General features: G+C 58.5%; 23 protein-coding genes and 1 pseudogene. 14 read left to right on the forward strand and 10 right to left on the reverse strand.

Annotated elements, in window-relative coordinates:
* Window positions 1–1,473 (forward strand): hypothetical protein, encoded by a 1,473-nt coding sequence (locus tag IB230_RS19470; RefSeq protein WP_192274533.1) that lies wholly within the window; start codon window positions 1–3, stop codon window positions 1,471–1,473.
* Between the two features lie 15 nt (window positions 1,474–1,488).
* On the opposite strand, the pseudogene IB230_RS19810 reads toward IB230_RS19470, so the two are convergent.
* The 5 genes and pseudogenes from IB230_RS19810 to IB230_RS19490 form a co-directional block, all read right to left on the reverse strand.
* Window positions 1,489–1,803, reverse strand: a pseudogene (locus IB230_RS19810) (hypothetical protein); the annotation flags it as partial.
* Window positions 1,804–1,948: 145 nt separating this feature from the next.
* Entirely contained in the window at window positions 1,949–2,506 is a 558-nt protein-coding gene (locus IB230_RS19475; protein WP_192274534.1) for a hypothetical protein, read from the reverse strand.
* Window positions 2,507–2,565: 59 nt separating this feature from the next.
* Window positions 2,566–3,243 (reverse strand): RusA family crossover junction endodeoxyribonuclease, encoded by a 678-nt coding sequence (locus IB230_RS19480; protein WP_192274535.1) that lies wholly within the window; start codon window positions 3,241–3,243, stop codon window positions 2,566–2,568.
* 12 nt (window positions 3,244–3,255) lie between these two features.
* Window positions 3,256–3,465, reverse strand: a complete 210-nt coding sequence (locus tag IB230_RS19485; protein WP_192274536.1) for a hypothetical protein — start codon at window positions 3,463–3,465, stop codon at window positions 3,256–3,258.
* Window positions 3,466–3,545: 80 nt separating this feature from the next.
* Complete coding sequence (locus tag IB230_RS19490; RefSeq protein WP_192274537.1) at window positions 3,546–4,328, reverse strand: HEPN domain-containing protein; 783 nt, start codon at window positions 4,326–4,328, stop codon at window positions 3,546–3,548.
* 137 nt (window positions 4,329–4,465) lie between these two features.
* On the opposite strand from IB230_RS19490, the gene IB230_RS19495 reads away from it, so the two are divergent.
* Window positions 4,466–4,942 carry a hypothetical protein gene (locus IB230_RS19495; protein WP_192274538.1) on the forward strand — a complete coding sequence of 159 codons (477 nt, stop codon included), beginning with the start codon at window positions 4,466–4,468 and terminating at the stop codon, window positions 4,940–4,942.
* 55 nt (window positions 4,943–4,997) lie between these two features.
* Here the strand turns inward: IB230_RS19495 and IB230_RS19500 are convergent, their stop codons facing one another.
* Window positions 4,998–5,189, reverse strand: a complete 192-nt coding sequence (locus IB230_RS19500; protein WP_192274539.1) for an antitoxin — start codon at window positions 5,187–5,189, stop codon at window positions 4,998–5,000.
* Window positions 5,190–5,418: 229 nt separating this feature from the next.
* Here IB230_RS19500 and IB230_RS19505 point away from each other — a divergent pair, with 229 nt between their 5' ends.
* The 3 genes from IB230_RS19505 (at window position 5,419) to IB230_RS19515 (ending at window position 8,742) form a co-directional block, all read left to right on the forward strand.
* Window positions 5,419–6,609, forward strand: a complete 1,191-nt coding sequence (locus IB230_RS19505) for an AAA family ATPase (protein ID WP_192274540.1) — start codon at window positions 5,419–5,421, stop codon at window positions 6,607–6,609.
* A 62-nt stretch (window positions 6,610–6,671) separates the two neighbouring features.
* On the forward strand, window positions 6,672–6,956 hold the full coding sequence (locus IB230_RS19510; RefSeq protein WP_192274541.1) for a hypothetical protein: 285 nt from the start codon (window positions 6,672–6,674) through the stop codon (window positions 6,954–6,956).
* A gap of 700 nt (window positions 6,957–7,656) precedes the next feature.
* The gene (locus IB230_RS19515; RefSeq protein ID WP_225589697.1) at window positions 7,657–8,742 is read left to right on the forward strand and encodes a hypothetical protein; all 1,086 of its coding nucleotides are present in this window, start codon (window positions 7,657–7,659) and stop codon (window positions 8,740–8,742) included.
* A gap of 25 nt (window positions 8,743–8,767) precedes the next feature.
* Here the strand turns inward: IB230_RS19515 and IB230_RS19520 are convergent, their stop codons facing one another.
* Entirely contained in the window at window positions 8,768–9,664 is an 897-nt protein-coding gene (locus IB230_RS19520) for a hypothetical protein (protein WP_192274543.1), read from the reverse strand.
* A gap of 727 nt (window positions 9,665–10,391) precedes the next feature.
* Between IB230_RS19520 and IB230_RS19525 the strand changes: the two genes are divergently transcribed.
* The 7 genes from IB230_RS19525 to IB230_RS19555 all read left to right on the forward strand — a co-directional run bounded on the left by IB230_RS19525 (window position 10,392) and on the right by IB230_RS19555 (window position 19,828).
* A complete protein-coding gene (locus IB230_RS19525) occupies window positions 10,392–11,009 on the forward strand; it encodes a hypothetical protein (RefSeq protein WP_192274544.1) in 618 nt (205 codons plus the stop codon).
* 11 nt (window positions 11,010–11,020) lie between these two features.
* Window positions 11,021–13,057, forward strand: a complete 2,037-nt coding sequence (locus IB230_RS19530) for a DDE-type integrase/transposase/recombinase (protein ID WP_192274545.1) — start codon at window positions 11,021–11,023, stop codon at window positions 13,055–13,057.
* Complete coding sequence (locus IB230_RS19535) at window positions 13,054–14,118, forward strand: TniB family NTP-binding protein (RefSeq protein ID WP_192274546.1); 1,065 nt, start codon at window positions 13,054–13,056, stop codon at window positions 14,116–14,118. Before IB230_RS19530 ends, IB230_RS19535 begins: the two co-directional genes overlap by 4 nt.
* Window positions 14,119–14,153: 35 nt before the next feature.
* Window positions 14,154–15,809, forward strand: coding sequence for a TniQ family protein (locus IB230_RS19540; RefSeq protein ID WP_343227374.1), 1,656 nt, complete (start codon window positions 14,154–14,156; stop codon window positions 15,807–15,809).
* A 182-nt stretch (window positions 15,810–15,991) separates the two neighbouring features.
* Window positions 15,992–16,912 (forward strand): hypothetical protein, encoded by a 921-nt coding sequence (locus IB230_RS19545; RefSeq protein ID WP_192274548.1) that lies wholly within the window; start codon window positions 15,992–15,994, stop codon window positions 16,910–16,912.
* A gap of 16 nt (window positions 16,913–16,928) precedes the next feature.
* Entirely contained in the window at window positions 16,929–18,926 is a 1,998-nt protein-coding gene (locus IB230_RS19550) for a hypothetical protein (RefSeq protein WP_192274549.1), read from the forward strand.
* Window positions 18,923–19,828, forward strand: coding sequence for a hypothetical protein (locus IB230_RS19555; RefSeq protein WP_192274550.1), 906 nt, complete (start codon window positions 18,923–18,925; stop codon window positions 19,826–19,828). Before IB230_RS19550 ends, IB230_RS19555 begins: the two co-directional genes overlap by 4 nt.
* Before the next feature lie 145 nt (window positions 19,829–19,973).
* Here IB230_RS19555 and IB230_RS19560 read toward each other — a convergent pair whose 3' ends face one another.
* A complete protein-coding gene (locus IB230_RS19560; RefSeq protein ID WP_192274551.1) occupies window positions 19,974–21,182 on the reverse strand; it encodes a methyltransferase in 1,209 nt (402 codons plus the stop codon).
* A 59-nt stretch (window positions 21,183–21,241) separates the two neighbouring features.
* Here IB230_RS19560 and IB230_RS19565 point away from each other — a divergent pair, with 59 nt between their 5' ends.
* Both IB230_RS19565 and IB230_RS19570 read left to right on the forward strand, forming a co-directional pair.
* On the forward strand, window positions 21,242–21,592 hold the full coding sequence (locus tag IB230_RS19565; RefSeq protein ID WP_192274552.1) for a hypothetical protein: 351 nt from the start codon (window positions 21,242–21,244) through the stop codon (window positions 21,590–21,592).
* A 132-nt stretch (window positions 21,593–21,724) separates the two neighbouring features.
* Window positions 21,725–22,387 (forward strand): ComF family protein, encoded by a 663-nt coding sequence (locus IB230_RS19570; RefSeq protein ID WP_192274553.1) that lies wholly within the window; start codon window positions 21,725–21,727, stop codon window positions 22,385–22,387.
* A gap of 18 nt (window positions 22,388–22,405) precedes the next feature.
* On the opposite strand, the gene IB230_RS19575 is transcribed toward IB230_RS19570, so the two are convergent.
* Window positions 22,406–24,139: a DUF11 domain-containing protein gene (locus tag IB230_RS19575; protein ID WP_192274554.1), complete on the reverse strand. Its 1,734-nt coding sequence runs from the start codon at window positions 24,137–24,139 to the stop codon at window positions 22,406–22,408.
* 136 nt (window positions 24,140–24,275) lie between these two features.
* On the reverse strand, window positions 24,276–25,178 hold the full coding sequence (gene ubiA, locus IB230_RS19580; RefSeq protein WP_192274555.1) for a 4-hydroxybenzoate octaprenyltransferase: 903 nt from the start codon (window positions 25,176–25,178) through the stop codon (window positions 24,276–24,278).
* Between the last annotated feature and the right edge of the window lie 69 nt (window positions 25,179–25,247).

Here is a 25,247-nt window from a genome sequence, read left to right on the forward strand (position 1 = left end):
ATGAGGACGTTCGATACTCTTGCAACACTTCTTATCTCGTTCGCTTTCCCGCTCAGTCTCCTAGCTCAAGATCTGCCGAAGCCTCCACCCCAAGGTGGAGGCTCGCAATCAACCGCAGATGGCGGACAAGAACAACCCGCCAAATCGGCCGAAGAGACCGAAGAAACTGAAGAGCAACAAGATCAAGCTGTCACCAGTGACGGAAGGACGGTCTCGAACTCGATGCAGATTGGCGCGCTCCGCGCATCGATTGTGGAAGCTTCCGACCAGAATTGCGGCTACCAAGCAACGAGAGAGAGCGCTGATCTAGTTACAGCAGCAGTTCCCGTCCTGGTTGATGCGGGCTTTGCATTCCTATCTGCAGCGTTCAGATCCGCCTCTGGGGTTGACAACAAGACCACAACATCACAGGCGATGGCCCCAGGATCAGCTTATTCTCTCAGCGCAAAACTCGGCAATCTTGACTGGGCGCTTTCCAATAAGTGCCTTCTTGTAACTGGCGGCCCAGACAACAGTTTCAAAGCACTATTTGGCCTTGTTCTATCTCCTGATAGATCAGCGTATCGGCTGGATCTCTACGAGCTCGCTTATCCCAAGCAACTTCGTAAGGGTAGAAAGGTTGAGGGGATGGCTCTAGCGTTCTCAATGCGCGACTCTTCACAGAGAGTACTAAGCAGCGCGATATTCTCGGGTCCATTCTTGCCAAGTCAGGATCTGCATCGTGACCCGAAAGGAGAGATCACTTCTGGATGGATGGCGCTCCCGCCAATCTCTGGACAGACAAAGACAAATCTCGAGCGCTATAGGGCTCTGTGTCAACGCAAACTGGCGTATGCATTGAGGCACGCAAACAGCTTGAAGGGGGCCGCGAAATCGCAAGCTTTGTCGAATATAGTCGCCGATGAGGCGCCGTGCGGCCTGGCTGGCTCTCTTCCGATCGAGCCCCCCATCAACGAGCAGAGCTGGGATGCCTGGAGCAATCTTGAGACCGAACAGCTCTACATGCAGCTAATCAAAGCTATGCCTGTCACATTCGTTGTGGACATTACAGAAACACGAAACGTAAATCAGTTTCTACTTAACTTGAGTCAAGCACTTGGGCCGGAGAAGAACGCCGCTCTCAAGACCGCCGTTGTGAACATGCTCGATCCGCAGGCTCGAAAGGCACAAGATCTCGAAGACGACACAGCACTCATTGACTACCAACTCGCGAGATCTAACTTCGATAGTGCCACTTTTGTCTACAAAGAAGCTGCTGAGATCACGAAAGCTGCCGAGAGTGTGCTAGCTGCTGCCATCCAATCCGGCGATAACGAATCAATTATCGAGGCTAGGGGAAAGCTATCCATCGCTAGAACGGATCAGTTCACAAAGAAACAAGCTGTTATCAGTAGTTACAAGTTGATGCTAAGCGCCGCGTCCGCGGCTGGAATTGGTCTCAATCATCAAGCTGAGCTTTCCTTGATTAGGTAGATGGGAAACAGATCTTTACCATGTCTGAGAATGAGCTATGAACTGACTCTCCCCGGCTTTCGTAGCCGCCCAGAAGTCTGAAGATCCCCATTGCGGCTCGGCCTCTATAGGAGACGCGCCTAGCTTGAAGCCATGACAACGCTTGGGGTTGTAGAACATCCCGACGTAGTCCAACACTCTTCCTCAAGCTTCGTCACGTGCGAGGTAGATCCTGCACTTGATCCGCTCTCGCTTAAGCAACTGGAAAAGTCCGCCAGCGACCGCGTTGTCGCTGCAGTTGCCACGCCAGTTCGCGCTACAGACGATGCCATAAGCCTTCAGGAAGGCTTGCTATTGAACTAGCGACCGCACGTACACTTCATCCACGGCCATGGCAACCTGGAGCTTAAGCTGCATGCCTCTTACTGACTAGCAGCGAGGGATCATTCAGCACCCACATAGCGCTGACCTTCAAAAGCTCAGCTTGAACCAACATTCACGCCTCCCGCTGCGCAGCTTGGATGATCCCATTGCATACATACAGACAGTTTCGGACAGTGCTCTCAACTTTCTCAAAGAAAGCATCATCTAGCACCAGGTCTTGCGGGCCTCCACTGTAGTACTGCAGGAGATAACCGGCGTCCTGCTCATGCAACACCCTTCCATGCGCAAAGGCATTGCGCCAGTTCATAACCTTGTTGAGGTCGGCTTTCAGCTCTTTGATGACCCGTGCTTCCAAGGCGCCGGTATGTTCCAGCAGCCGGGTGAAGACGCGACGCTTGAAAGCAAATGAAAAGTCGGATGTCCCCATGATCTCCGCGACAAAGAATTCTCGCGGCTTGTGGACTTCATCTGCTTTGCGGAACAGAAGCCTGCTCACCGCCTCGATCATGCGGCTTTCAAGCAGTACCGTAACCATGATCAGCTCAGCGCCGTTCTTCTCGATCGTAGCGAGGTCGTCAAGCCCCTGCGCTCCGGAAGAAGTTGTCTTCGGACGACTGCCTTCCAGATGAAACAGCACAGTTAACTCTTTAGGGAAACGCAATTCTTTCATGGCAAACCTGCCACCCTGGTTAAGTCTCGCAGCAAAGCAGCGTTGGCTTGAATGAACCGTTAGGACTCGCCACCACGCACGAAATCATCGGCTGAGAGCACTGGAAAGCCGATAGTCCTTGTTACGTGAAACGGTTGGCCGCCCCCAGTCACTCCGGCTAAGGCGAGATAAGAAGCACCCATCGCCTCAGTTTTCTCCTTGAATGACTCACCGGCGCGCATCAGCTCAACCCAGCCCCTACGCAGTGCTTGCGGCCAAAGAATGCTAACCGGGACACAAAGACCACGCTCAAGCCTTAAGAAGGCGAGTCCTTTTCGCTCGCTCCATTGCTCTGCGTCAAAATCGAACCGGAAGAGTAGTTGCTCTTCGCTGGATTCAGCGTGACGCCAACAAATGTAGAGTCCCTTCAGCTGACAGTCGTTGATGAAAAGCCCAGCGGGGCCGGCAAAAGCATCGATGATTGGCTTGAGGCAGTTATCAATGTCCGCCTTGGCATCAGTCTCATACCTACTCCTTGCTGGTACCAGCCATGTGATCTCAAGAACAATCTGTCCCGTTAGAATGAACTGATAGCGAGAAAGTTTGGTCCTGATCGCCGACAGATAGCCATCCCGGACAGCCTTGCTGGCTTGCACGGATGCGGGCGCACCAGGTATCACAATCTCGATTCTCCCAAAGGGGGAAGGAATCAGTCCTGCGTCAGCCTTGTCTATCGCCTCAGTTAGCTCATCGTCCATGATGCCACCCATCTAGTCGACCAAGCCGTGATAGTGACCAACCGCCACGACAGCGCCCACAAATCGCTTCGCGGTAGCCAGATCCATGATAACTACGTTGCCGTCTACGGAAAGATAGATGCTGTCCTCTGCGTAGTAGGATGAGCGACCAAGCTCAACGTTCATTGAAGATTCTCCACCTTGATCCTTGATTGTCTCTTCGAAGTACATGGTTGTCGCCATAAAGCCTCCGTTGGCTACGATTGAGATTCTTTCTTCGAACACGCGAACCGGGCCGGCGCCAATGTTCCGCGCACGTGCGGCTATTCTCTGGCTCCCCTCTTCTCTCCCCTTAAGCGCCTGTCACGCTCCTGGCTGTACGCATTGACGACATCTTTTGGCAAATGAACATACTTCAGCACCTCGTCAATTAGGTCAGGATTAAGAGAAAGAGGCGAATTTGTGAAGTGAGTTCGGCTTCGCCACAGCACATGCTTGCGCTTATGCCCATTGAAGAACATGTTCTTCCACACTAGCGTAGCCCTGGCCGGATGTGTCCTCTTGGCCAGAATTTTCTCCAGTTGCCCCCCTGCGACGGAGATGCGCTGAGAAGGATCATCCCTCGATCGCCGAATTTGCTCCAGCAGCGGCTCCAACATTTCCACTTTCTTCTCGCCAACATCCATCGAGTACTTCAAGACGCGACAGTAGGGGCGGAGCTCCCAAACCGCCTTGTCCAACTTCAGTAGCTCGCGATCATGCACATGGTAAGGAGTTTCGAGGTATCGGAACCTACCGTACGTATCCAGATGCTCAATGATCTCAAGGCTAGGCTTCGAAAGCTGAATCTTGAACGGCAACGACTTGTCAGCCAATGCCATCGCTTCCGCCAAGCTATGTCCGAGGAACGTCTTCTGCGGCTTAGGAACCCGGTTGTACAGGAGAATTGCCTTGAGATATTTCTCGATAGCTTGAAGTCCCGCCCACATGAACTGAGGGTATAGCTCCATACGATATGCGGCACGTGCAGACACATAGTCCATGTCCGCTGTATGGCGGAAGCTACGAGTCGCGAAGTCGTTTATGTGGGCTTCGATGTTATCCATAGAGCCTCATGGCGGTCGCTGCGATTGCGCTGAGAGTTGTTAGAAGCTGGAAGTCGCCAGGCTGGTCTCGCGCCCCCCATCTAGCACAGCCTAATGAGCCACTAAGACTCTTCACCTTGCGGGTTCTTACTGCCCCCATGCCCGACGTGTTGAGGCAAAGGCTCTTCAACGTGGGAAGTGAGTTCATTGGTACCAAGAATCCTAATGGTCTCAACGTAGCGATCATTCACCCTATCAACTATCCGCACAAGATGGTGCCATTGCTCACCCTTTCGGTAGTAGCTCGGGCCATCTCGTCGTCAGTTCGTACGGATGACAGGAAAGCACGCTCAGGAGTACCAGGGTTCATCCATGAGAGTTCCTGTAAAGAGGAGCTTGAACGGTTTAAGCAGCAGAACGTCGAGTGGCTGCAACGCCTTCTTCTCAGGCACAAGCAAGACCTACGCCTGCCGACTGGGATGCAGGAAGGCGAGCTTGCACAAATCATATTTGCATCATTAGAGGGAATGATGCTGGTCTCCCTTCTCCAACCGGAGCCAGCAGGCGTATTTCAAAGGATGGTCGGTGGTTGGTTCAGCACCATTGTGCCAAGCGGATTCACCCTTGATCTCTGACTCAGATCTACTGCATTAGGAGCGTGATAGTAAGTCGCGCCGACGTACGACCCTCTCAGGCGCCATCTTTAGGCTCTGATTTCTTCGCTGCCAACGCTTCAAGTAGCGTGTTCAGATCAGCAAGCACTTCTTCATGCGGGACCGATGGCCGCGGATCGTTCCTCGCCGCTTCAACTTTTTGCTTCAGCCAGTTGTCATAGGCTGCCTGCTCAGCTTCCGTCAGTGGCTTGTCTTCTTCGCTGGTCACGAGCTGGTCCCGACCCGACACGAAGCGCACTGTAGTGCATTGCCATGCGCACAACTACCGTCCAACTCGTGCTTTAAAGCGCTGATTCCATCCAAGAGAAGCAACTGAAGATGACGTGCAATGACATCACGTCACGTGATGTTGGATGTGAAATTTCATCCCATAAACGGGGGCACAAGGAGTTTTTAGAAGTGATCTAATTGAGTTGAACTTCACTGCCTCGTTAGCCATGACAACGAAGAACCCGATCCCAAGCGGATACACGTTTGGTGACTACCTCGTCCTGATACCAGAGCAACTGGCCAACGCCCCAGCGGCCCCGCCACCACCGATCAATGCGCAAGCCACATCAACGCCTGACGTACCGCAGGCACCTCATGAAGCCCCTGTCCTGCGCAAGCGTTCCCGGCGTCAGCGCCCCACCGTGCAGGTCTATAGCGAACAGGACGTGCAGCAGGTAGAGAGCAGCATGCAAAGCCTCTCTCGAAACAATGATCGTCGTAAGAACTATGAGGCAATGCTGACGCTTCTGCGTAAGAGCCAACCACTTGGTGTGCGCCGGCTCGTCGAGGTGCCGCGCAGTTTCGGCAAGGCGCTAGATGAGCTAGAAGAGCAGATGCCTAACTTCAAACAGGTGATTGCCACTGTCAGGAGCATGCTGGCGCTTCAGGTCGCGGGTGACGGCAGCTTCCAGCTACCGCCTATGCTTCTGGCAGGCGATCCGGGAGTAGGGAAAACGTACTTTGCCATGCGCCTGGCTAAGCTGTTGGGTGCCGGCTTTGACATGATCAGCATGGAGGGCGCAACTAGCCCTATGTCACTCATCGGGCTGGAGCAGCATTACTACACATCTAGCCCTGGAAAGGTCTTCGACCTGCTAGTCCAAGGTGACACGGCCAATCCGGTGTTCGTGGTCGACGAGCTGGATAAGGCCTCAAGCGACGCCAGGCATCCTCCGGCAAATGCGCTATACCAGCTGCTTGAGGTCGAGACAGCCAAACGTTTCTGTGATCAGTCGTGCCTGCAGGTACAACTGGATGCGAGCCGCATCAACTGGATCGTCACCGCTAACTACCTGTCCCTGATTCCGGTACCGATTCTCTCCCGACTGAACACGTTCTATGTACCCAGTCCCACCGGCGCCGAGCGCGTCAAGATTGCTGGGACGATCTATCGAGATCTCAGGAAGCAGATGGCCTGGGGAAAGCGATTCGAGCCGGAGCTTCCACTCCGCACGGCGAAGACGCTCGCCGGGTCTGCAGGATCGGTCAGACCCATGAAGTCCTTGCTGCGCCTGGCTTTTGCCAACGCCTATCTGAGGAAGAGCAGAGTCGTCGACCCCTCCGACGTCAGCTTGGCGATGCGATGCGCAATGCCACTCCCGGATATTGAACATCTAGAGGTTGCTGGTCACGCCTGAGTCGTTCAAGACGGGCACCGCGATGCCGCTATATGGGTCTCCCCCGAAACGAGACCATGATCATGTCAGATGCTTCCTATCAGTATCTCTCTGCCGACGGCTGGTACATGACCTTCCCAAGCCCTGCTGGCGCGCCTTCTGCACGCACATTCTTCCGTGTTGCGCTTTGGCGGATCGAGAGTGATGGTTCTGTACAGGGCTTGATCTCCCCGCGTCTGTCCAAAGAACATGCAGCCCAACCCGTAAGCCTGATCAATCCTCCGCTCGCAGAAGGTGGCCAATACGTCCACATTGATGACCTGACTGCCGAGGATCGCCAGCACATTACAGAGCGTCGGTTCTCTTAAGACGACTCGCTCGGTAGCTGTCATATCCTCCAAGTCTTGCCCGGCGCCCCTGCTCGAAGGGGCGCATGACGCGGATGAGCGACCTTACTGGTTCCGCGCTAGGCAAGCCAAGCATGCGACGAAGCAGCTGTCACGTTCAAGCCGGGCGACTGGGTGAAAACATGTAGGGGTTGTCCTACATCCGAGATCGCATCGAACTCGTCTGGCAGGACATTCATCTTGACGATCCAGGAAGACGAACCGCCTGATCCAGACTGCGCATTCAAGACATTGAGGTGTTGCGTTTCGGTTGTTCGCTTTTGGCTTGGCGCCCGTTGCGCAGCTCTGAAGTGCCTATTTCTCCAGTGCGCACACTCATGGGCACGTGGGCTGTTCCGTGCGTTGATCCACCGCTCTATGAACCGTTTGGCTTGGGCTACGCTGGCAGCTTTGAAGTGAAACTCCTTCTGCCAATATTTGAACTTCGTGGTGCCGTCCGGCTGGATACTCGCAATACACCCATAATTTCGATACAGACAGGCGCCACCATCGGCGGCGTCGGCCCAGCGACAGGAGGGAGGGAGCATCATGCCGAAATCCTACGAGCGGCAGTCTCAAGAGGTGAGACCGCCTCTCTCGAAGCAGCCTGTCATATGGTCTATTGAGGCAGCCACCGCTCTACTTCCGTATGCTCGTAAAGCAGACGCGCACGGGAGTCCCTATGGATGAGAGCTCGACCACTACATACCCACAACTTGCATTCCTGCCATGGCTGATGGGCGTCCGGAAGGGCGACTTTGGTCCAATTCGGCTCTCGGCTTTCGAGCGCGGGAACAAGCCAAGTCGTCTTAGAGGTTTGGGCCAGAATGAGTTTGACCAAGCGCTTAGCATCTACCATGACCATCCTGGCACCCCCGTCGATTGCGCTGTGCTTATCGAGGTAGATGACTGGAAACTTGGTCAACCGCTGGACGCGCAGATCATCGATCGCTTAGCCCAAGCTCGTGAAGCTCTGTGTTTCGGCGCCCTTTCGAGGCGTCGCCTCTTCTGTCCCAACTCTGTCTACTGCAATTCGGACAACTTTCGCCTCGTCATAGCCCCCTTGTCGCGCTCCGTTGCCTATAGCGCGCGGAGACGAGATGGCTATTCTTTGAACGGCTGGGGCGAAGGAGAGTTTTCTTTTTCTTGTCCGCTACATGTACATAAGGAAGTGATTGAAGTAGAAGCCAAGCTCGTCAAGCTGATCATGTCTTCACCCAGCACCAGATGGCTCGACTCTGTACTGGAGTTCAACTTGGCCAATACCGATTCGCAGGATGCTGGCCTCCACGCGGAGATGGTGATGATGAAGTCTGCGTTCGAGCGACTGCTGAAGATCAATGTGACAGTGGATGCTTTCAGTGATGCTCTTGAGCTTCACCTTAGACCGCTGCTTGCCCAGCAACCAGACGATGGCGATATGCGCAAGCGTTGGGACGAGATCAGGCCTAGGTCACCTACGCTCATGGATGCGTGGGCGAGAGACTTCTGCGCGGCGAGGGGCTCGGCTGCCCATGGAGGCAAGCGAAGTGCTGTTCCACTGGGTTGGTCTCTGGCCGCTCATCTAGCGTACGCCAGCGTGCTTTTCCCACTTCTTCTCAAGGTGCTCGCGCATGGCGAGAGAGAGTACACGCTAACTGACAACGACATTCGTCGCGTTCATTTCTTAGAACACTATCTGGCCTATCAGCCCTTCTTTCCAACCACATCAATCAGACAGTCTCATGATCATCCGTGGTTTCGCATCGAGCAGGCAATCCAATCCTAGCCGCGGTATGGCAACTTCATGTCCGCTACCCGCTCGTTCTTTTGCGAGGGGACCGCTTGGAGACCTTTTTAGGTTTTGACTTGATGCCTGCAATCTCCAGAAGTTCCGGCGCATAGTGCAATTCACCCTTCTCTTGGAGCTGGTCTGTCATCAGCGGCAATAGCTTCTTGTTTGTTTCCGCGAAATCTTCTAGATCAGCAGGCTTCCATACACGCTCCATCATCACCTCACTGAGATCGTGGTATGCCGCTAGCAAGGGCGGGTGAAGCAGCGCTGCAGCTGTAAAGGAGACACAAGTGTCAAAGGCGGTCTGCGAAGCCAGCTTCCCGTTGCGTGCGCGTTGAGCCTCCAGATTGGCAGCCAAGCTCAGCGTCAACGATGCGAGCGGTGGCGTCTTGTTGCTGCCATATCGATCAGTAAAGGCATTGCTCAGAGCCGTTACGTCAGGCAAAGGTGCGATGTGCATGTCTACGGAGCCTGGCAACTCGCTTTTACTTCGTGGCCATAGATGCTTGCGTAAGGGGCCGGGCACGCTATTGAGCGCATACATCAGCACCTGGTCGAACACACGTCCGTGTATGTCCGTCTCCAAGAGGTGGAAGATAGGGTGATTGGCCCAGTAGACGATCGGATATCCCGGCAAGGCCAGCTGCATAGCCACTACGTTGGCTTTCACCGCGGGCATACCCTGAAGCAGTCGGCGTAGTTTGCCTTGGGCAGCCTGATAGCTCCCCGATCGCTTGAGCAGATCCTTCTCCAATTGGTGGGGATTCCAGATGCCCGTCGCCGAAGCAGCGGCGGCGAAAGTCGCCAGTGCCACTGGGCGCTTCAAAGGCTTGCTCCAGAAGCCCACATGAAACTCGGGCGGCACCGTGATGGGCGTTACCACATCGAGGTCATCTTGTGGAGACGAAGTTTTCAAGAGTGTGCCAATGGCTGCGCGCGGGGACGTTCTATCGTCTCAACACCGAACCATCCGTGCCAGTCCGTGACAACGAGGGAGAACACCATCGCCGCGCGCGCCGAGGAACTGGAGCGCTGGATGCTCACAGAGTTTGGGCCGGTCTTGAGCGGCCGGACCTTGCGTGGACTGCTGGGATATCCGTCAGCGGACGCGTTTCGGCAGGCTCATCGACGTCATGGCGCGCCTGTCAGGCTTTTCCTTCAGGAAGGCCGAAAGGGCTGGTGTGCAGCTACCCGAGAGGTAGCTGACTGGATAGCCCGCACCGAAGCTGCAACGTCCACAACCCCGCTGCCGCCGAGAAGCGGCAGCCCAATCCCACCAAAGGAGTAGATGATGAGATAGCCCGCCTCGTACTGACGTTTCCCCGGGCCGGAAACGCGAAAGGCCAGACTTTCGTCTGGCCTCACGGTTTACTGCATAAGCTTGGCGGCTATGTAGTAATCGTACGCGTGCGCGTACCCCCTTGTCAACAGGGGAGTACCGTGATTTTGCCCGGATCGACATCCTTTTTCTTCGGCTGGTAGCCCCAGCCGATCAGGACGATCCAATGACACTACATAACTCCTACTGGGGCCACGGTGGCCCCGTGTTTCCGCGGGCGCCAATTCGCTGGGCGCCCCCCGAAGATTTAGCTGCCGGCGTGTATTGGTGGTGGCCGGAAGAAGGCAAGGTTAGGGCTCGCAAGTTGCTCAGCCGCGCCGCGATGCGCCCGATCTATCGATTTACTAGTTTGAAGATGGGCCGCTCCGTTCACTTGGAGTCGGCGTTGGAACACCAGGTGGCGTTGCTGCTCGATGCCTGCCCCCTGGTGGATGCCTTTGCCGAACAGCCGGTGCAAATGGAGTTCGACAGCGGTAAGGGCATGAGCCGGCATTTCCCGGACTTTGCCGTCACCTACTGCGGTAAACCCTGGTTTCTGGAGCTCAAGTACGCCAAGGACGTGGACGCGGCTTGCCGGCGGCGCACGCAGCAGCTCACAGAGTTGCTGGCTCCGCTGGGCATCGGCTATCGCCTGGTCACGGAGCAGGACCTTCCCCAACGCGAGCGAATGACCAATGCGTGGGCGCTGATCCAGCGTGGACGCCAGACCGTGGGCGATCAGCTGCGGTTGGTTGTCTTCCAGCGTGTCTTCCAGCAGCAGGGCATCTCGCTCGGCAAGATCGGCTGGAACATCCCAGCCACGGCGGCCGCGCTGGCGAGCGAGCTGATGCGGGGCCGATTGCATGCGGACTTCGGCACGAAGCTGAGTATGGAAACCCCGGTGTTCACCACCCCTGTACAGGGGGGCTGGCTATGGGCGTAGGTAGCTTCACGATGGGCCAGCGCTTCGAACTCGATGGCCAGCGACATCACATTACCCGCGTGCTTGAAGACGAGCGCATCGAGTTCGAAAACGCCGACAACGGTCGTCGCCAGGAACTGCTGCTTGGCGAGTTGCTCGGTCATCACAAGAAGGGGCGCCTGGTCTTCAAGTCCCTGGCAGAGCCCACTTCGGGTGCGCGGGCGGCGATGCGTGTTCTGAACAATGCATTGCTGGCGGCAGTAACGCCAGCACAGCAGAAGCTCGCCGCCCTACGCCTGCATTTCGTCAAGCGACTGGAAGGGGTGGTCACGACACGGGCGGTGGTTGAGCCGTTGATCGAGGCGATCTGGACGGGCCTGGGCGCGCCGGAACGCGAGCTCATGCCGAGTATTCCGCATGCCAGCTCGGTGTCTCGCTGGAGGCGGCAGTACCGCGAGTGCGATGAGAGCATCAATGCCTTGCTGGATCGCGTCGCACTCAAGGGAAACCGGGAAAGTCGCCTGCATCCGGAGGTGGAGGATCTGGTCGAGCGCTGCATCCAAGAGCTGTATCTGGCCCCGGAGCGACGCAACATGGAAACCGTGCTGGCCGCGATCAACCAGCACATTGACGCTGCCAACCTGCAGCGCATCAGCTCAGAACACCTGCCTCGGGTGGGTTACAGCTGTCTGCGTACCCGCATCAGGGAGATCCCTGCCTACGACGTCTGGGCAGCACGCTATGGCAAGCGGTCTGCGGATGTGAAGTTCCGCAGCTCAGGGCTCGGCGAGCAGGCATCCCTGCCATTGGAACGAGCGTCGATCGACCATTGCCGACTGGATGTGTTCGTTGTCGATGAGCAGACCGGCCTTCCACTGGGGCGTCCGTGGCTGACGGTGATCCTGGACGAGTGCACGCGCATGGTCCTGGGCTATTCGCTCAGCTTCGATGATCCCAGTGCCATGACGGTGATGCGGGCGCTGCGGCATGCGATGTTGCCCAAGGATGAAGATCCCGATCTGCTCAATGCCTGGCCCGCTTGGGGTGTGATCCGCACGTTGGTGGTCGACAACGGCCTTGAGTTTCACGGCTTCAGTCTGGACCACGCCACCGGTCGATTCGGCACCACGGTTCAGACCTGTCCGCGGCGCCAACCTTGGTACAAGGGCAAGATTGAGCGCTACTTCCGCACCGTCATGAGCGACCTGCTCAGCGAGATTCCGGGGCGAACGTTTTCCAACGTTTTGGAGCGGGGCGACTACGACAGCGCCAAGCACGCAGTCATCACTCTGGAATCGTTGAATCGTGTGCTGAAGATCTGGACGGTGGATTTTTACCACCAGCGTCGACACAGCGCCCTGGGCGAGAAGCCTGCAGCCAAGTGGGCACGGCTGATCGGGCAAGTGGATCGCCATCTTCCTGACTCTGCCGAGTCCATGGAGGCGTCCTTTGGCAAGCCGCTTAAGCGCACATTGGGCCATCAGGGTGTGCAGAACGATAGCTTGCTCTACAACAGCGACGCACTGGCCGCGCTTCGCCATCGGCACGGAGATCGCTTCGTCATCAGCGTTATCACCAACGACGAGGACGTGGGCTACCTCTATGCCGTGTGCCCGGACACGGGTGAGTACTTGAAGGTTCCGGCCGTGGATGCGGCCTATGCCAATGGCATGACGCGCTGGCAGCACCGCAAGTGCCGCGAGTACGCCAACCTGCTGTCCGAGGAATCTCAGGACAACGTCAGCTTGGCCGATGCCAAGCAGCGCATTCGCAAGCTGATTGCCCAGGACATGCTGCTCAACCCCGGCAAATCGCGTAGCAAGCTGCATCGCTGGCTCAAAGGGCAGGACCCGCTTGAAGTGCCCGCGCCGGCCCCGGCATCAGCCAAGAAGCCCACCCGCAAGAAGTCCGCTCCGTCGTCCAAGAGCACGCCGGGACTTGAGGTGCCTACCGCTCCGTTCTCGCCGCCTGCACAGCCCGCCCGTACCAGCACCGAGTTCGCCGACGAACTGTTGCTGACACTGGATGCCGGAATCGCCAACCAATTCAAGAAGGAAGCTTTCGCATGAACACCCAGATCAACCCCGAACTGCCTCTGTTGAAGCACATGGATATCGTCAAGAATCTCTGCATCGCTACGCCCTCGTATTCCGGTATCCAGCGCGAGCTGCGCCGCACGCTAAGGGAAACGGCCAGCACCAGTACGCCGGCCTGCAAGCACTTCGTGGGCTATTCGCGTACTGGCAAGTCCTTCGCGTTCCGAGAATTCGAGTCCGGCTATCCCGCCGAACGCACCGATCAGGGGCTTCGCAAAGAGGTGATCTACGTGCAGGCACCGGTGCGCGGTACCATCAAGGGATTGATGGAAGCGCTTTTGCGCGCACTGGGTGACCCGCTGTGGATGGTGGGTACCTACTCGAACATGCTGGCCAGGCTGCTGACGCTGCTGGAGGAAGCGCAGACCAAGATGATCATCCTGGACGAGTTCCAGCACCTGATCGACAAGGGTCAGCGCGCTCTGCTCGCCGGCACCACCGATTGGCTCAAGGCCTTGGTCGAGCCCAATACCTTCAGTCTGATCTGTGTGGGTCTGCCCAGCTCCAAGGAATTGATCTTCCGCAGCGAACAGCTGAGCAATCGCTTCGATCCGACCATTGAGGTGCCGGTCTACGACTGGACCAACCCGCACTCGCAAAAGGTGTTCCGCTCGATCTTGCATGCCATTCAGGAGAAGCTGGCGCCCTTCGAGCTGCCGCAGTTGTCCAACCCTGACATGGCGCTGCGCATGTATCTGGCCACCGGCGGACGGATCGGACTGTTGTCCAAGCTGCTCGATCGTGCCGCGAAGAACGCCATTTGGGACAACCGCACCGCGATCCGTGTCCAGGACCTGCACGATGCCTTCACCACCGCCATCTGGTACGCCGAGAAATCGCCCATCCAGCAGGGTCCGTTCCTGGGCACTCTCGATCCGGCCACTACGGCCCACTTGTGTGCGCAGTCGATGGCCTTGGCCGCCCGCGTCCCCCTCGAAGAGGCGGACCTGCAGACCCATCTGGGCACTCTGCAGTCGCCCAGGCCGCCGCGCCGGCGTGCAGTGCGGCGCGAGCTGGCTCGGGCGGTGGCGTGAGCGCTAGCGCTATCACGCAGGTGGGTGGCCTGTTGGTGGCCACGCCCTTACCCAATGACCGCGAGACGGCCATTGGGTACGTCCTGCGTTTGACTCAGGCCAATGGTTACCGGTCGCCAACCATGTTCATGCCCAAAGGTGAATCGGCCTATTTCATCAATCGTGGCGGCTCGGAGCAGATGTTGCAGACAGTAGCCGGGTTGACCGCGGAACAAGCTCAGCGCCTGGCCATTACCAAGGAGCCGGAGGGATATCGGGTGATGGGCCAGTTGCTCAAGGCGCGCGAGCTGCTGCTCGACCATCACCGCATCTGTCCAGCCTGTGTGGAAGAGGACGGAATCTTCGATGCAAGCTGGCATTTGCGCTGCATGAGTCACTGCGCAAAGCACGGGCTGCCCCTGATCGACCACTGCGAAGTTTGTCACAAGGGACTCTCCATGGCGCGACCTGGTGTTGGGGTGTGCCGATGTCAGTGGCTTTTGATGTGTAACGAGCGACCAGAGCCCTGTTCGCATCAGCTGCGAGCGGTCATGCAGGGCATTCGGTCCCGGCTATTCGAGAACAGGACCGTGGCGCAGCCCACTCGGGCCTTGCCTCACTTCGAGGGTTTGGATCTGGGGAGTTTTCTAACTCTGATTCGCGCCCTGCATAAGCATGTGGCCGTGCAGCAAGGCCTGACCATAGGCGAGCGGCGCATGAGAGAGGAGATCATGGAAGTCGTTGCCCGGGCTATGCACGCCTTCAAGAAGGGACTGGGTGCAGTGCAGGCAATCCTGCAAGACGGTAAAGCCCTGGTGCCCGGCAAAGGTCCCGGTAGCCAGAAGGCCTATAACTGGTACTACGATCACCAGTACGACCTTCGCTCAATACCAGAACTGGCGTTTATCGGTGAAGCGATCGCCGCGGCTGGTCGAGGGGAGTCGGATCAGTTCGTGATCTCTCCAAAACCAGCACTGGAAGCGGATTCGCGGCCGGACGTCACCACGAAGAAGCGCGAGCGCCGTGATTGGGAGCGTGAGTGGGTCCGACTGGAAGATCTCGCCACTCAGACCGGCTGTTCGCTGTCAGGCTTGCAGCAGGCTATCGATCTGAAGTTCATTCGCGGCGGTACTAAGCGTCCCGGTATCGCTGTGCTGCATCGTAATGAACTAGACAGGCTTGTCCCTTCCCAACATGCCGGCCTGTCGGCAGAGCATGCAGCTGGCTTTCTTGGCGTCACTCCCAAATTGCTTGAATGGCTTTTCGCCTCCCAGAATCTACCATCGGTCCATATTCCGGTATCAGGCGGGCCATATGCGGTAGAGGATGTGACAAAGGCGCGTGCGCTCTTTCATGCCGCCCGAGGGCGAGTGCTTACAGGCTCGCCTAGGATGACATTGGCGAGTTTTCTCAATGCCGCCCCCCACGTCCAACTCGCCAATGCTCATCGTGTGATAAAGGCAATTGCGGGACACGACCCACTCTGGGCCGAACAGCCTCCGCGAGGGAAAGCTTTGGCCTCGCGTTTCTGGCGTGAGGCCTTTCTGGAGAAACTGGCAAGCGAGGAAACGGCGGAAGCAGCTGAAGGGAGCCAAACGGCCCCCGCGCTAGATGCAGAGGAGCTGGTCTCAACCGATCTTCTGCAGGCCATGGCCGACCAACTATGCCGAGAGAATCTGGCAAAGCGGCTTCGTCGCAGATCTTTGGACTGATCAGGCCCGGAGATCCAGAGATGATAACTACTTGCCACTGGGCGCTCTTGCTCACTTGTTACCCGAGCGACGCCACCCTAAGATCGCGCTTCTCGGGGTTCGCCACCTAACCTAGTGCCGAACTCCGCATTTGGGGCATGCTGCAAAGTGGAATAGTCTGACCTCTAAGGAAGGGGATCGTTATGGCGTTTGAGGTGCCAGGAGGTTATGAAGGTCTGTCCAGGCAGGTCTTTCAGAGATTTAGAAGCTTGGTGGCTGTGGGCGCCATAGACATTGTTACGCCTACCGCCTTCGACGCCTGGACGCGAAACTTCAACTCTGAAGAAGAAAAGTACCTTGCTGCGCAGATGCTGAGCGCATCGGTCATTAGAACCGACCGAATGAAGAAATCCAGTTATCGGCAGATCATAGAGGTGATCATTCCCGATCTGCTTCGCTCATCAGGGCTTTGGAACTTTCGTTGCATCGGCGCAATGGAAGACACGTTTAGGTTACCCGCTCAAGCGCAGCAAGCATCTGTTCGATTCATGCCCGTCGATGGTCGAAGAATCGACGCCCGTCCCGGCAACAGTGGCGAATCAATCCTGCGTGAATTTGGCATCCAGGCTCGTATCGCGGACCCTTTCTTTGTTCGAGCCGATTCACCGAACGCCTGGCGCAATCCTCCTAGACTGCTCATCTTGCTGGATGACCTACTAGGTACTGGCACACAGATCAACAGGTTTGCTCGTGCCTACAACATAGCCAACTTGCCTGCGACAACGGAATGCATCTACGTACCATTACTTGCGACAGAGTCTGGAATACAGGCAACTGAAGCACAGAACCCACGGATACAAGTTCGACCCGTTGAAACACTTGGCGGTAGCTCAGCATTTTTTAGTGAGTCCGTGACAACTCCCGGCGCCTGGGGTCGGGATCATTACAATAGTGCGAATGATGCGCGCAGGTTCTATCAAGAGCTCATTCGAGCCAAGGCGCTAGGAGCCGAGGGCACACACTCGCTTGAGCTCACCGTACTTCTGCCAGGAAGACCGCCAAACAATACTTTGAAGGCGTACTGGGCAGAAAGTGACCAGTGGACGCCGCTACTTCGGCGCTAAGAAGGCGATCGACTACATGAATCCGACAAACATCGTCGACGAGTTCGTTAATAACCGTGCCGAGCTATTGGATGCGGACGTGACGAATGAGTTCATCGTCCCATTCTTCTTTGATCGCCTAACGCTACAGCGCGACAGGAAGTCGGTTCGTGTAATTGGGGGCCGAGGCTGCGGAAAGACGATCTTTCTCAGGTACTTCTCTCATAGAACGCAACTGAGCCGCAGCAAGAGAGACATCGATCCTGTCATCTTCGGGCAAGGAATCGGGCTGTACTGGCGCACTGATACTGGCTTCTGCGACCTCATCAAGCCCGATTGGCTCGGAAGCGAGCGCCGCGCGAGCATGGCGTTCATACACTACATCGCCGCAGTTGTTCTTGAAGAGTTTGGTTACTTTGTTGAATCGCTTAGCTCTGCCCCTCTTGCAGGCGGCGGCATAGATCTGCTATCGCGTCCGCTCCCGGAAAGCGTGAACGCGCTTCTTGGGCCAGAGGTCCAGAACTATGGCCAGCTCCGTGCCTTTGCCAAGAAGAGACGATTCGAGCTTAGCCGTTGGTTGCAGAATCCAGACAAAGGGGAGCCAGATTTCTTCCGAATCGACGACGCTCTTTCGGAGCTCGCGGAGGATCTGGCAGATGCAGATGAACGGCTCCAGCGTCTGTTCATTCGCATCTTTGTAGACGAGTTCGAGAACCTGAAGCCGTTTCAGCAGCGGATCATCTGCGATTTGGTCAAGCATCCGAAGGCGCGTTATTCGTTCAGCGTGGCAATGAGACGAGACTCTGTCGAGGACTTTGTCACCAACGGAAATGAGCAGATAGTCGAGTCACACGACATTCGAACCCTAGATCTGGAATCAAGGCTCGGCGAGATCGCAGACTTTAGAATCATGGCCGCAGAGCTTCTGCTCATGAAGTTCAGTAAGAAGGTCGATGTTCACTGTCCATCATTTGACATTGATCGCTTACGTGACCCCTCAAGACTTGATGAGCGACGCTCAGAATCGTACAGGCAGGCGATTCGCGAAGCTGCCAGCGTCTTGTTGCCAGGCAGGAATGCCTCCGAGATTGCGGCCAACATTGGCGCGGACGCGCCCTTGTTGCGCAGATGGCGTGACGTGGTGGTGCGCGGACTCAAGAAGCACAAAGATGATCAGCTGAAGCCAGATGATTTCTGGCGGAATGATCAGCCAGCAGCAAGTGTTGTTGCTGGCTTCCTTCTCAACCGCGAGTCCCCGCGTCCAAAGGATGTGCTTGCCAACCTTAAGGCTTATGACCCAGTACTTGGCCGAGCGAATCCATTTTTTGACTGGATCGGCAACAATCTTCATGGCGCACTGTTCTACCTGTACGACGGACTTCCGCTACGCGCGAATCCTCTCTATGCAGGCTTCGATCGCTACTGTCAGATGGCAGCGCCCAATATTCGCTTCTTTATGGAGTTCTGCCACACGGCGTTGCTGGAAACAACCATCCAGCTGGACGCGCCCTTCGGCAGCGAGTTCGTCCCGGAAGAAACTCAAGCGCTCGCGGCCAAAGACACGAGCTCGGCACTGCTGAAGGATGTGGCAAATCTCGGACTACGTGGCCGGGATCTTGAATCCATACTCAAGAGACTGGGACGACTTTTCCAAGCTGCCCACCGCAGAGCCTCTCTTAGCGAACCAGAGATTAACCACTTCTCTATTGATGGTGCGGACAAAGAAGCTCTGACCAGTGAGACCAAGGCACTACTTCGAGAAGCCAAGATCTGGTCCGTCCTCTATGAAGACACCGACACGAAGAACAAAGCCGACTCTTCGTTAGCACAACACGACTATGTTCCAAATGCCATCTATAGCGCGCACTTCGGTATCAGCTATAGGAAGCGACGAAAGCTCAGCCTAAAAGCCGGTGAGGTCAATCTGATATTTACCGGTTCAGATAGCCACTTTGAACAACTTCTTAAGGATTACATCTCAAAGTGGGACAGCCTCCAGGAGCCGCATGGCCGTGCTAGAGATCTGTTCGAATGATCAGCTTCTCTGACATGCGCCAGCTGGCACCAGGGGCAGCTCACGCTCCCGAACGTTTTGATTGGGCGTTTGCAGCTCCACCGTTCGATGATCGTGGACGTCGCTCGTTGGATCTCGTGCGTGCAAGTGCAGATCAAACGCTTGAAGTTAGCTACGAACCGGAGACGTTCCGAATCCAGATCGGTCCTAACTCCTTTAGGGCATCCGACCTGCAAGGCATCCGGGAAGCGTTCCCAGGCAACATGCTGCTTCTTGATGCGACCTCATTAGACGCCGTTGAGATGCTGGTGCTGACAACAGCATTCCTGAGACCAGATCACAATACACGCCAACTGGGCTTCATCTACGCGGAACCAGAGCGTTATCGACCGTCAAGCGATGCAGTGGGCATGGAGCTTGCATTCAACTTCGCGGCTCGGTTCCGTGGAATCAAATCGGTTCCAGGCTTTGCGAGTGAGTTGAGAGAGGACGAGCACGGTAGGCTCGTTGCGTGCTTAGGATTCGAGGCCGATCGCCTTGACCGAATTCTGCAGGACGATGACGGAACGTTCATCCGTCACTCAACTCTTGTTTTTGGCGTTCCCCCTTATCGAACTACATGGGAGATGCACGCGCTGTTGCCGCATGAGAAATTGATTAGGCAGAGAATGTGTGAGGTCGCGTTCGCTGGCGCCAACAATCCCAAGGCAGCTTATGAGTGTCTGAAGGCCGCGTTCCAGGCAACAGCTGATGATGAACGGCTCATCATTGCACCTCTAGGCTCAAAGCCGAGCTCGATTGGAATGGCTTTGTTCGCTTGTTGTCGAGAGAACATCAGACTGAAGTATGACTTTCCGGTACGCCAGGAAGGGGGTACCGAAGGCGTCGGCGTCATCCACAGATACTTGGTCGGACGTCAGTAGGCGATGTGTAGTATGGCCGCGGCACTGCTTTGGGTTGAACACAAGCGCGCTGGAGCTTGTATATAGCCCAGCCGTGATCGTCCCTGGCGAGTCGGAGGTCACTCCAAGGATCTCAGGAAGCCGAACTGGCTGCGGTGACGCTCGCTTAGGCGGGCAGCAGCGGCATTGAGGCCAGTGTTTGCACCGTGAGGTGCTTGGCGCAGCTACCAGCAGCGTGCGCCAATCGCCACTCCGTTCCGAAGGAGCTGGATAGCGTCTTCCACACACGCTGGCGGTGCTGCAGCGGTACTGTCACGCGATAGACGGAGTCGGTGTAGGGGCCCGCACCGCCATCTACGCGCGCCTGCCGAGCAATGCAGCGACTTCCCACTCGCGCAATCAGCATGTCGCCAGCCCGTGCAATCTGGTGACCGGTGGGTTCGCCGCCTGTCAGGTGTACATCGCCTCCACGCACGTCCAGATCGGTCGTATGGAAGGCCTCCAGACCCAAGCGCTTGTAGTCCGCATTTGAGCGGCTACCGCGAGTGATCAGCGCGCCGGCGGAGGACAGGGTTTCGCGCATGCGTGAGAGATCCACGCCCAGACGCTCAATGGTTCGGTGATAGTCGATATCCAGGCTGGCTCGCGCCGCGACTTGATCGATCACCAACTCGTCCACGATCTCACCTTCCACGGTCGCCTTGCGCAGCACGATGCCCCGCTTGCGGGCAACTGCTTTCCGCCCAGAAATCATGTGAGCGCATACCTGAGCGCGGTCGAAAACCTTCTCCGGAAGCTGGGTTACGACCAACTCGCCCATCTCGCGGGCCAGTGTGCTCCGGATACCCGAGTAGATCGGGTCGCACAGGATGGGCGAGGCCACGATGAAGCCCAAGCTGGTGCCCTTGGCGGCCATGTTCCACGCCTTGACCAGGAAGGCGACGTCCCCGCGCAGCCACGTGCCTTCCGGCTCGAAACCGAGCGCGGACTGGGCAACCTCGCTCGCCAGCTCCTCGGTGACGGCCATGTGGCCGAACGGTGGATTGGACAGGATCCAGCTGGGAGCCGTGGCCGGCCGCCATTGACCCTGCAAAAGGTCAGCCTGCACGACACGTCGATTGCGCTTGGGCTTCTGCGTGAGTCCACGCACAAGGACAGGATCTAGTTCCAGCAGCGTAGCCCTCGCTGCAGGATGCGCGCGATGGGCCGCGTCAGTGAGTGCGCCTTGCCCCGCGCCCAAATCCAGAAGTGACCTAACGCCGTCGACCGGCACAGGGAGCGACCGAATCAGAAGGTCAGCCACGACTGCAGGCGTGAACACCTGGCCGTAGGAGTCGGCGAGATTTCGGGCCCTGCGGTAGCGAAGGTCAGCCATCTGGGCGGCTCCTCTGTAGGCACGCTTGCATATTACGTGCAAATTTGCACAATGTCCATATGGATCGTGCTACCGGCCTAGCCGCGCTCAACACAGTAATTGCCGAACGCTTGGCGTCGCGTAGCGCCATAGCGCGCGACAATGGCGTGCACCCGTCGCAGGTATCGCGAATCGCCGCGGGCCACTTCAAGCGGTTAGATGGGCATGCACTCAAAGTGTGCAAACATGCACATAAGTTGCTGGTGCGACACCGAATGGGCGGGGATGCCCAGGTGGAAGTGCTCGGCAGGAAGATGATGGAGCTGGTCAGCACACAGCCCGAGGTAGCGACAGCGCTGAACGTGATGCTCGACGCCATGCTCAACCAAACATCCGGCGAAATTCCGGCTGACGCGCGGGCTTCCGCCTGAGCAGATCAAGGAATCTCGACTTATGGGCAGAAAATCCGGATAAATCTCGCCTTATGGCTCCGGTTTGAGCTTTCGCGGCATCCACGTTAGGTGTGTAAGTCACTGATCTAGCGAGGGCAGCGTTCTCACCTTTTGCCCCTGTCTACACCGAGGTGCCTGATCTGCCGCGAACGCGGCCACAATGGCGCCGATATGTGCGCATCGTGCACGAAACAGCTGCCTTGGAACCTCACAAGCTGCCTGCGCTGCGGCCTGCCGATGGCCGCGAACGGCGAATGCGGTGAGTGCCTGCGGCGCCCTCCGGCGCTCACGCAGACGCGGGCGGTGTTCGTCTATGGGTTCCCGCTGGACCGGCTGGTGCCGCGCTTCAAGTTTCATCGCGACCTGGCGGCCGGGCGATTGATGGCGGAGCTGATGGCCGGACCGCTGGCGTCGGCGCCGCGACCGGACGCGATCGTGCCCGTGGCCCTGCATCCGCATCGGATACGCCAGCGTGGGTATGACCAGGCGTTGGAGTTGGCACGCCCCCTCGCCGCCGCGCTCGCCCTGCCCTTGCGGCCCGACCTGCTGCATCGTGTCCGTGCGACCGCACCGCAATCCGAGCTCGATGCTGGTCAGCGCCAGCGCAATGTCGCCCGCGCCTTCAGGGTCGTGCCGCAGGCCGCGCTACCCGGCCATGTCGCCCTGGTCGATGACGTGATGACCACCGGAGCAACCCTGCAGGCAGCGGCCCGCGCCCTGCTCGGCGCGGGTGTCAGGCGCGTGGATGCGTGGGTGTGCGCCCGTGTGCCGTGATCGCACGCGACCACATCTTCAGGGCATGAGGCCGGTGGCGGTAACGCGGCATTGCAGCGTCAGCACGATCTGGCCGCCCGCGGGCAGCACCGGAATCGTCACGCCCGCCCCCGTCAGGCTGGCGACCGGCACGGTGGCTCCCGGGCAGCTCGCACCGCCGGACGCTGCGCACACCGCCGTGCCGACGGGATCCGTGCAGTTGAGGCCAGCACCCGGGGTATCACGGATGACCGTGCCGTTGGCGGCACTGGGGCCGGGATTGCTGGCGGTCACCGTGTAGGTCACCACGCTGCCGGAGAGCGCCGTCGCAGGGCTGGCCGCCTTGGTGATCGACAGGTCGGTCCTCGGGATCCGCACGTTGCGGAAGACGCAGCTCAGCTGGTCGCCCGCGGCCGGGGTGAACGCGAACGAGGCGCCATTGCCGGTGGGCGCCGATCCGCCACTGCGTTCATTCGTGCAGGCATAGGTCGTGGTGTAGTCGGCCAGGTTCGCGCCACCCGCCCCGGCTTCGGAGAAGGTGTAGCTGGTGCCCGCCGTCGCCGGGCTGACGATCGCCACCTGCGTCGGCGCGGTGGTTGCACCGGTTGTCGTCACCGACGCGCCGGCGCCCGCACCGGCGCCTGCGATGGCAAGCGCGAACTGGTCCGCGGCCTGCAGACGGCCATCGGGCAGCTCCTTGCGCAGCCGCAGGATCGGACGCGCGGTGTTGGTGATCGCACACACGATCTGGTCGTTGGCGGCCGGCGTGACGTTCCACGTCGGCGATGCTCCAGCCGGCGTGAACGCCGCGCCATTGCGCGTGCACGCGATCGCCGCCGTGTACGCGCCCGCGAGCGTCGATGTGCTACCGGCCGCCATGGTGTCGCGCAGGTAGTAGGTCGTGCCGGTGGTCACCGCCAACGCGCCCGTGCTGGCCTGCTGCCCGGTGCCGGTGCCGGCGGTAGTGGCTTCGCGCACCGTGCCGGCCGTCGACGTCGTGCCGATCTGCACGGTGAACTGGTCGCCGGCATCGGCGCGAGGCGCACCCAGCACCTTGTTCAGCGTGATGGTGGTGCCGTTGCCGGTGATCGAGCCGTTGCAGCCGGTCGCGCTGGCCGCGGCGGCGGGGTCGCGGAACGCCGTCGACGGAATGATGGCCGGCGTGCCGCTGCCCGGCAGCGTCCAGCGCAGGCGCGCATGGTTGATGCCGCCGTGGTTGAGCCAGTACATGCGCACCAGCGCACAGCTGTTGGCGTTGGCCGCGGTGAAGCTGCCGAGGCTGACGTACGTGTCCTCGTTGGCGGTCCAGTCGTTGACCGTGCCGACCGGGATGTCGTACGAGGCCGTCCGGTAGGCCGTGTTGGCGTAGTCGCTGGAGAAGCCGAGTTCGACGTTGTCGTCGTGCGCGATGCTGACGGTGTAGGTGCCCGCCTGTGGGAACTGGATCAGCGCATACGACACGCGCCCCATCGCCTGCAGGTTGCAGGAAGCGACACTGGTGGCCGCCGAATCGAGGTTGCAGAGATTGTTGGCGGCCGCGCGGTAGTTGATGTCGGCCGCCGTGCCGGTGCGCACGGCATTGGCGGGGTTGGCGGCGATCGCGCGCAGCGCATTCAGGCGGACCGCGCCGGTGCCGGTGTTGTTGGCGAACGTCGGCGCGCCCACCGGGCCGGTATAGACAGTGCCGACACGGTCGTTGCCGCGGTAATCCTCCCATCGCACGGTCTGCGCCGCGGTGTTGCCCAGGCATGCCGCCAACAGCGCGCCGACCATCCAGCGCCCACACCTCACAGAAAGGAACCCTGCGATTCCCGTGCCCCTGTCTTGTTTTGCCATGTCGTGCGCTGCGTGCTGTCACATCGAACAAGTGTGAACCGTATCACGCTATTCGCACCTTGTTGGCTACGGGCTACGCCGTTCGGCGGGCCAGATCCAACGCCAGTCCGACGAAGACCACCGCACCCACCCAATTGTTGTGCAGGAAGGCCCGGAAGCACGCCTCACGCTCCCGATGACGCGCCATCCAGAACTGTGAGATGACGAGCAACGAGGCGATACCCATGCTTGCCCAGTAGCAGATGCCCAGCCCCGCCTGCCGCCCGACCAGATACAACGCAACGAACACCAGGGCATACAGCACCCCCTGGATGGCCAGGTCGAGATCGCCGAACAGAATGGCGGTGGATTTGGATCCGGCACGCAGGTCGTCCTCCCGGTCCACCATCGCGTACCAGGTGTCGTACGCCGTGGCCCACAGGATGTTGGCGGCGTACAGCACCCATGCGACGGCCGGCACTTCGCCCTGCACGGACGCGAACGCCATCGGGATACCCCAGCCGAATGCCAGACCCAGGTACACCTGGGGCAGATAGGTGTAGCGCTTGAGATAGGGATAGCTTGCGGCGAGGAACAGTCCGATGACGCTCAGCCAGACGGTGAGCCGGTTCAATGTCAGCACCAGCGCGAATGCGACCAGCATCAACACCGCGAACACGGCCAGCGCTTCGCGTCCCGAGACCGCGCCGGTCGCCAGCGGGCGCCCTCGCGTGCGTTCCACTTGCGGATCCAGCCAGCGGTCCGCGTAGTCGTTGATCACGCACCCCGCCGATCGTGTCAGCCAGACGCCCGCGGTGAACACGAACAGCGTCCACCACGGCGGCATGCCGCCAGCGGCCAGCCACAACGCCCACCACGTCGGCCACAGCAGCAGCAGCACGCCGATCGGGCGGTCGCCGCGCACCAGTTTCCAGTATTGGCCCAGGCGCTCGCGCCAACGCGGACCTCCGGCCTCTTCGTAACGCTCGTATCCCATGCGCAAAAGGGTAACAGGCCGGCTTGCGCGTCTGGATTACGCGTCGCACAGGCGGAACTGGGCCATCGC

This window comes from Pseudoxanthomonas sp. PXM01, from assembly GCF_014851815.1.
In the GTDB taxonomy this organism is placed as follows: domain Bacteria; phylum Pseudomonadota; class Gammaproteobacteria; order Xanthomonadales; family Xanthomonadaceae; genus Pseudoxanthomonas_A.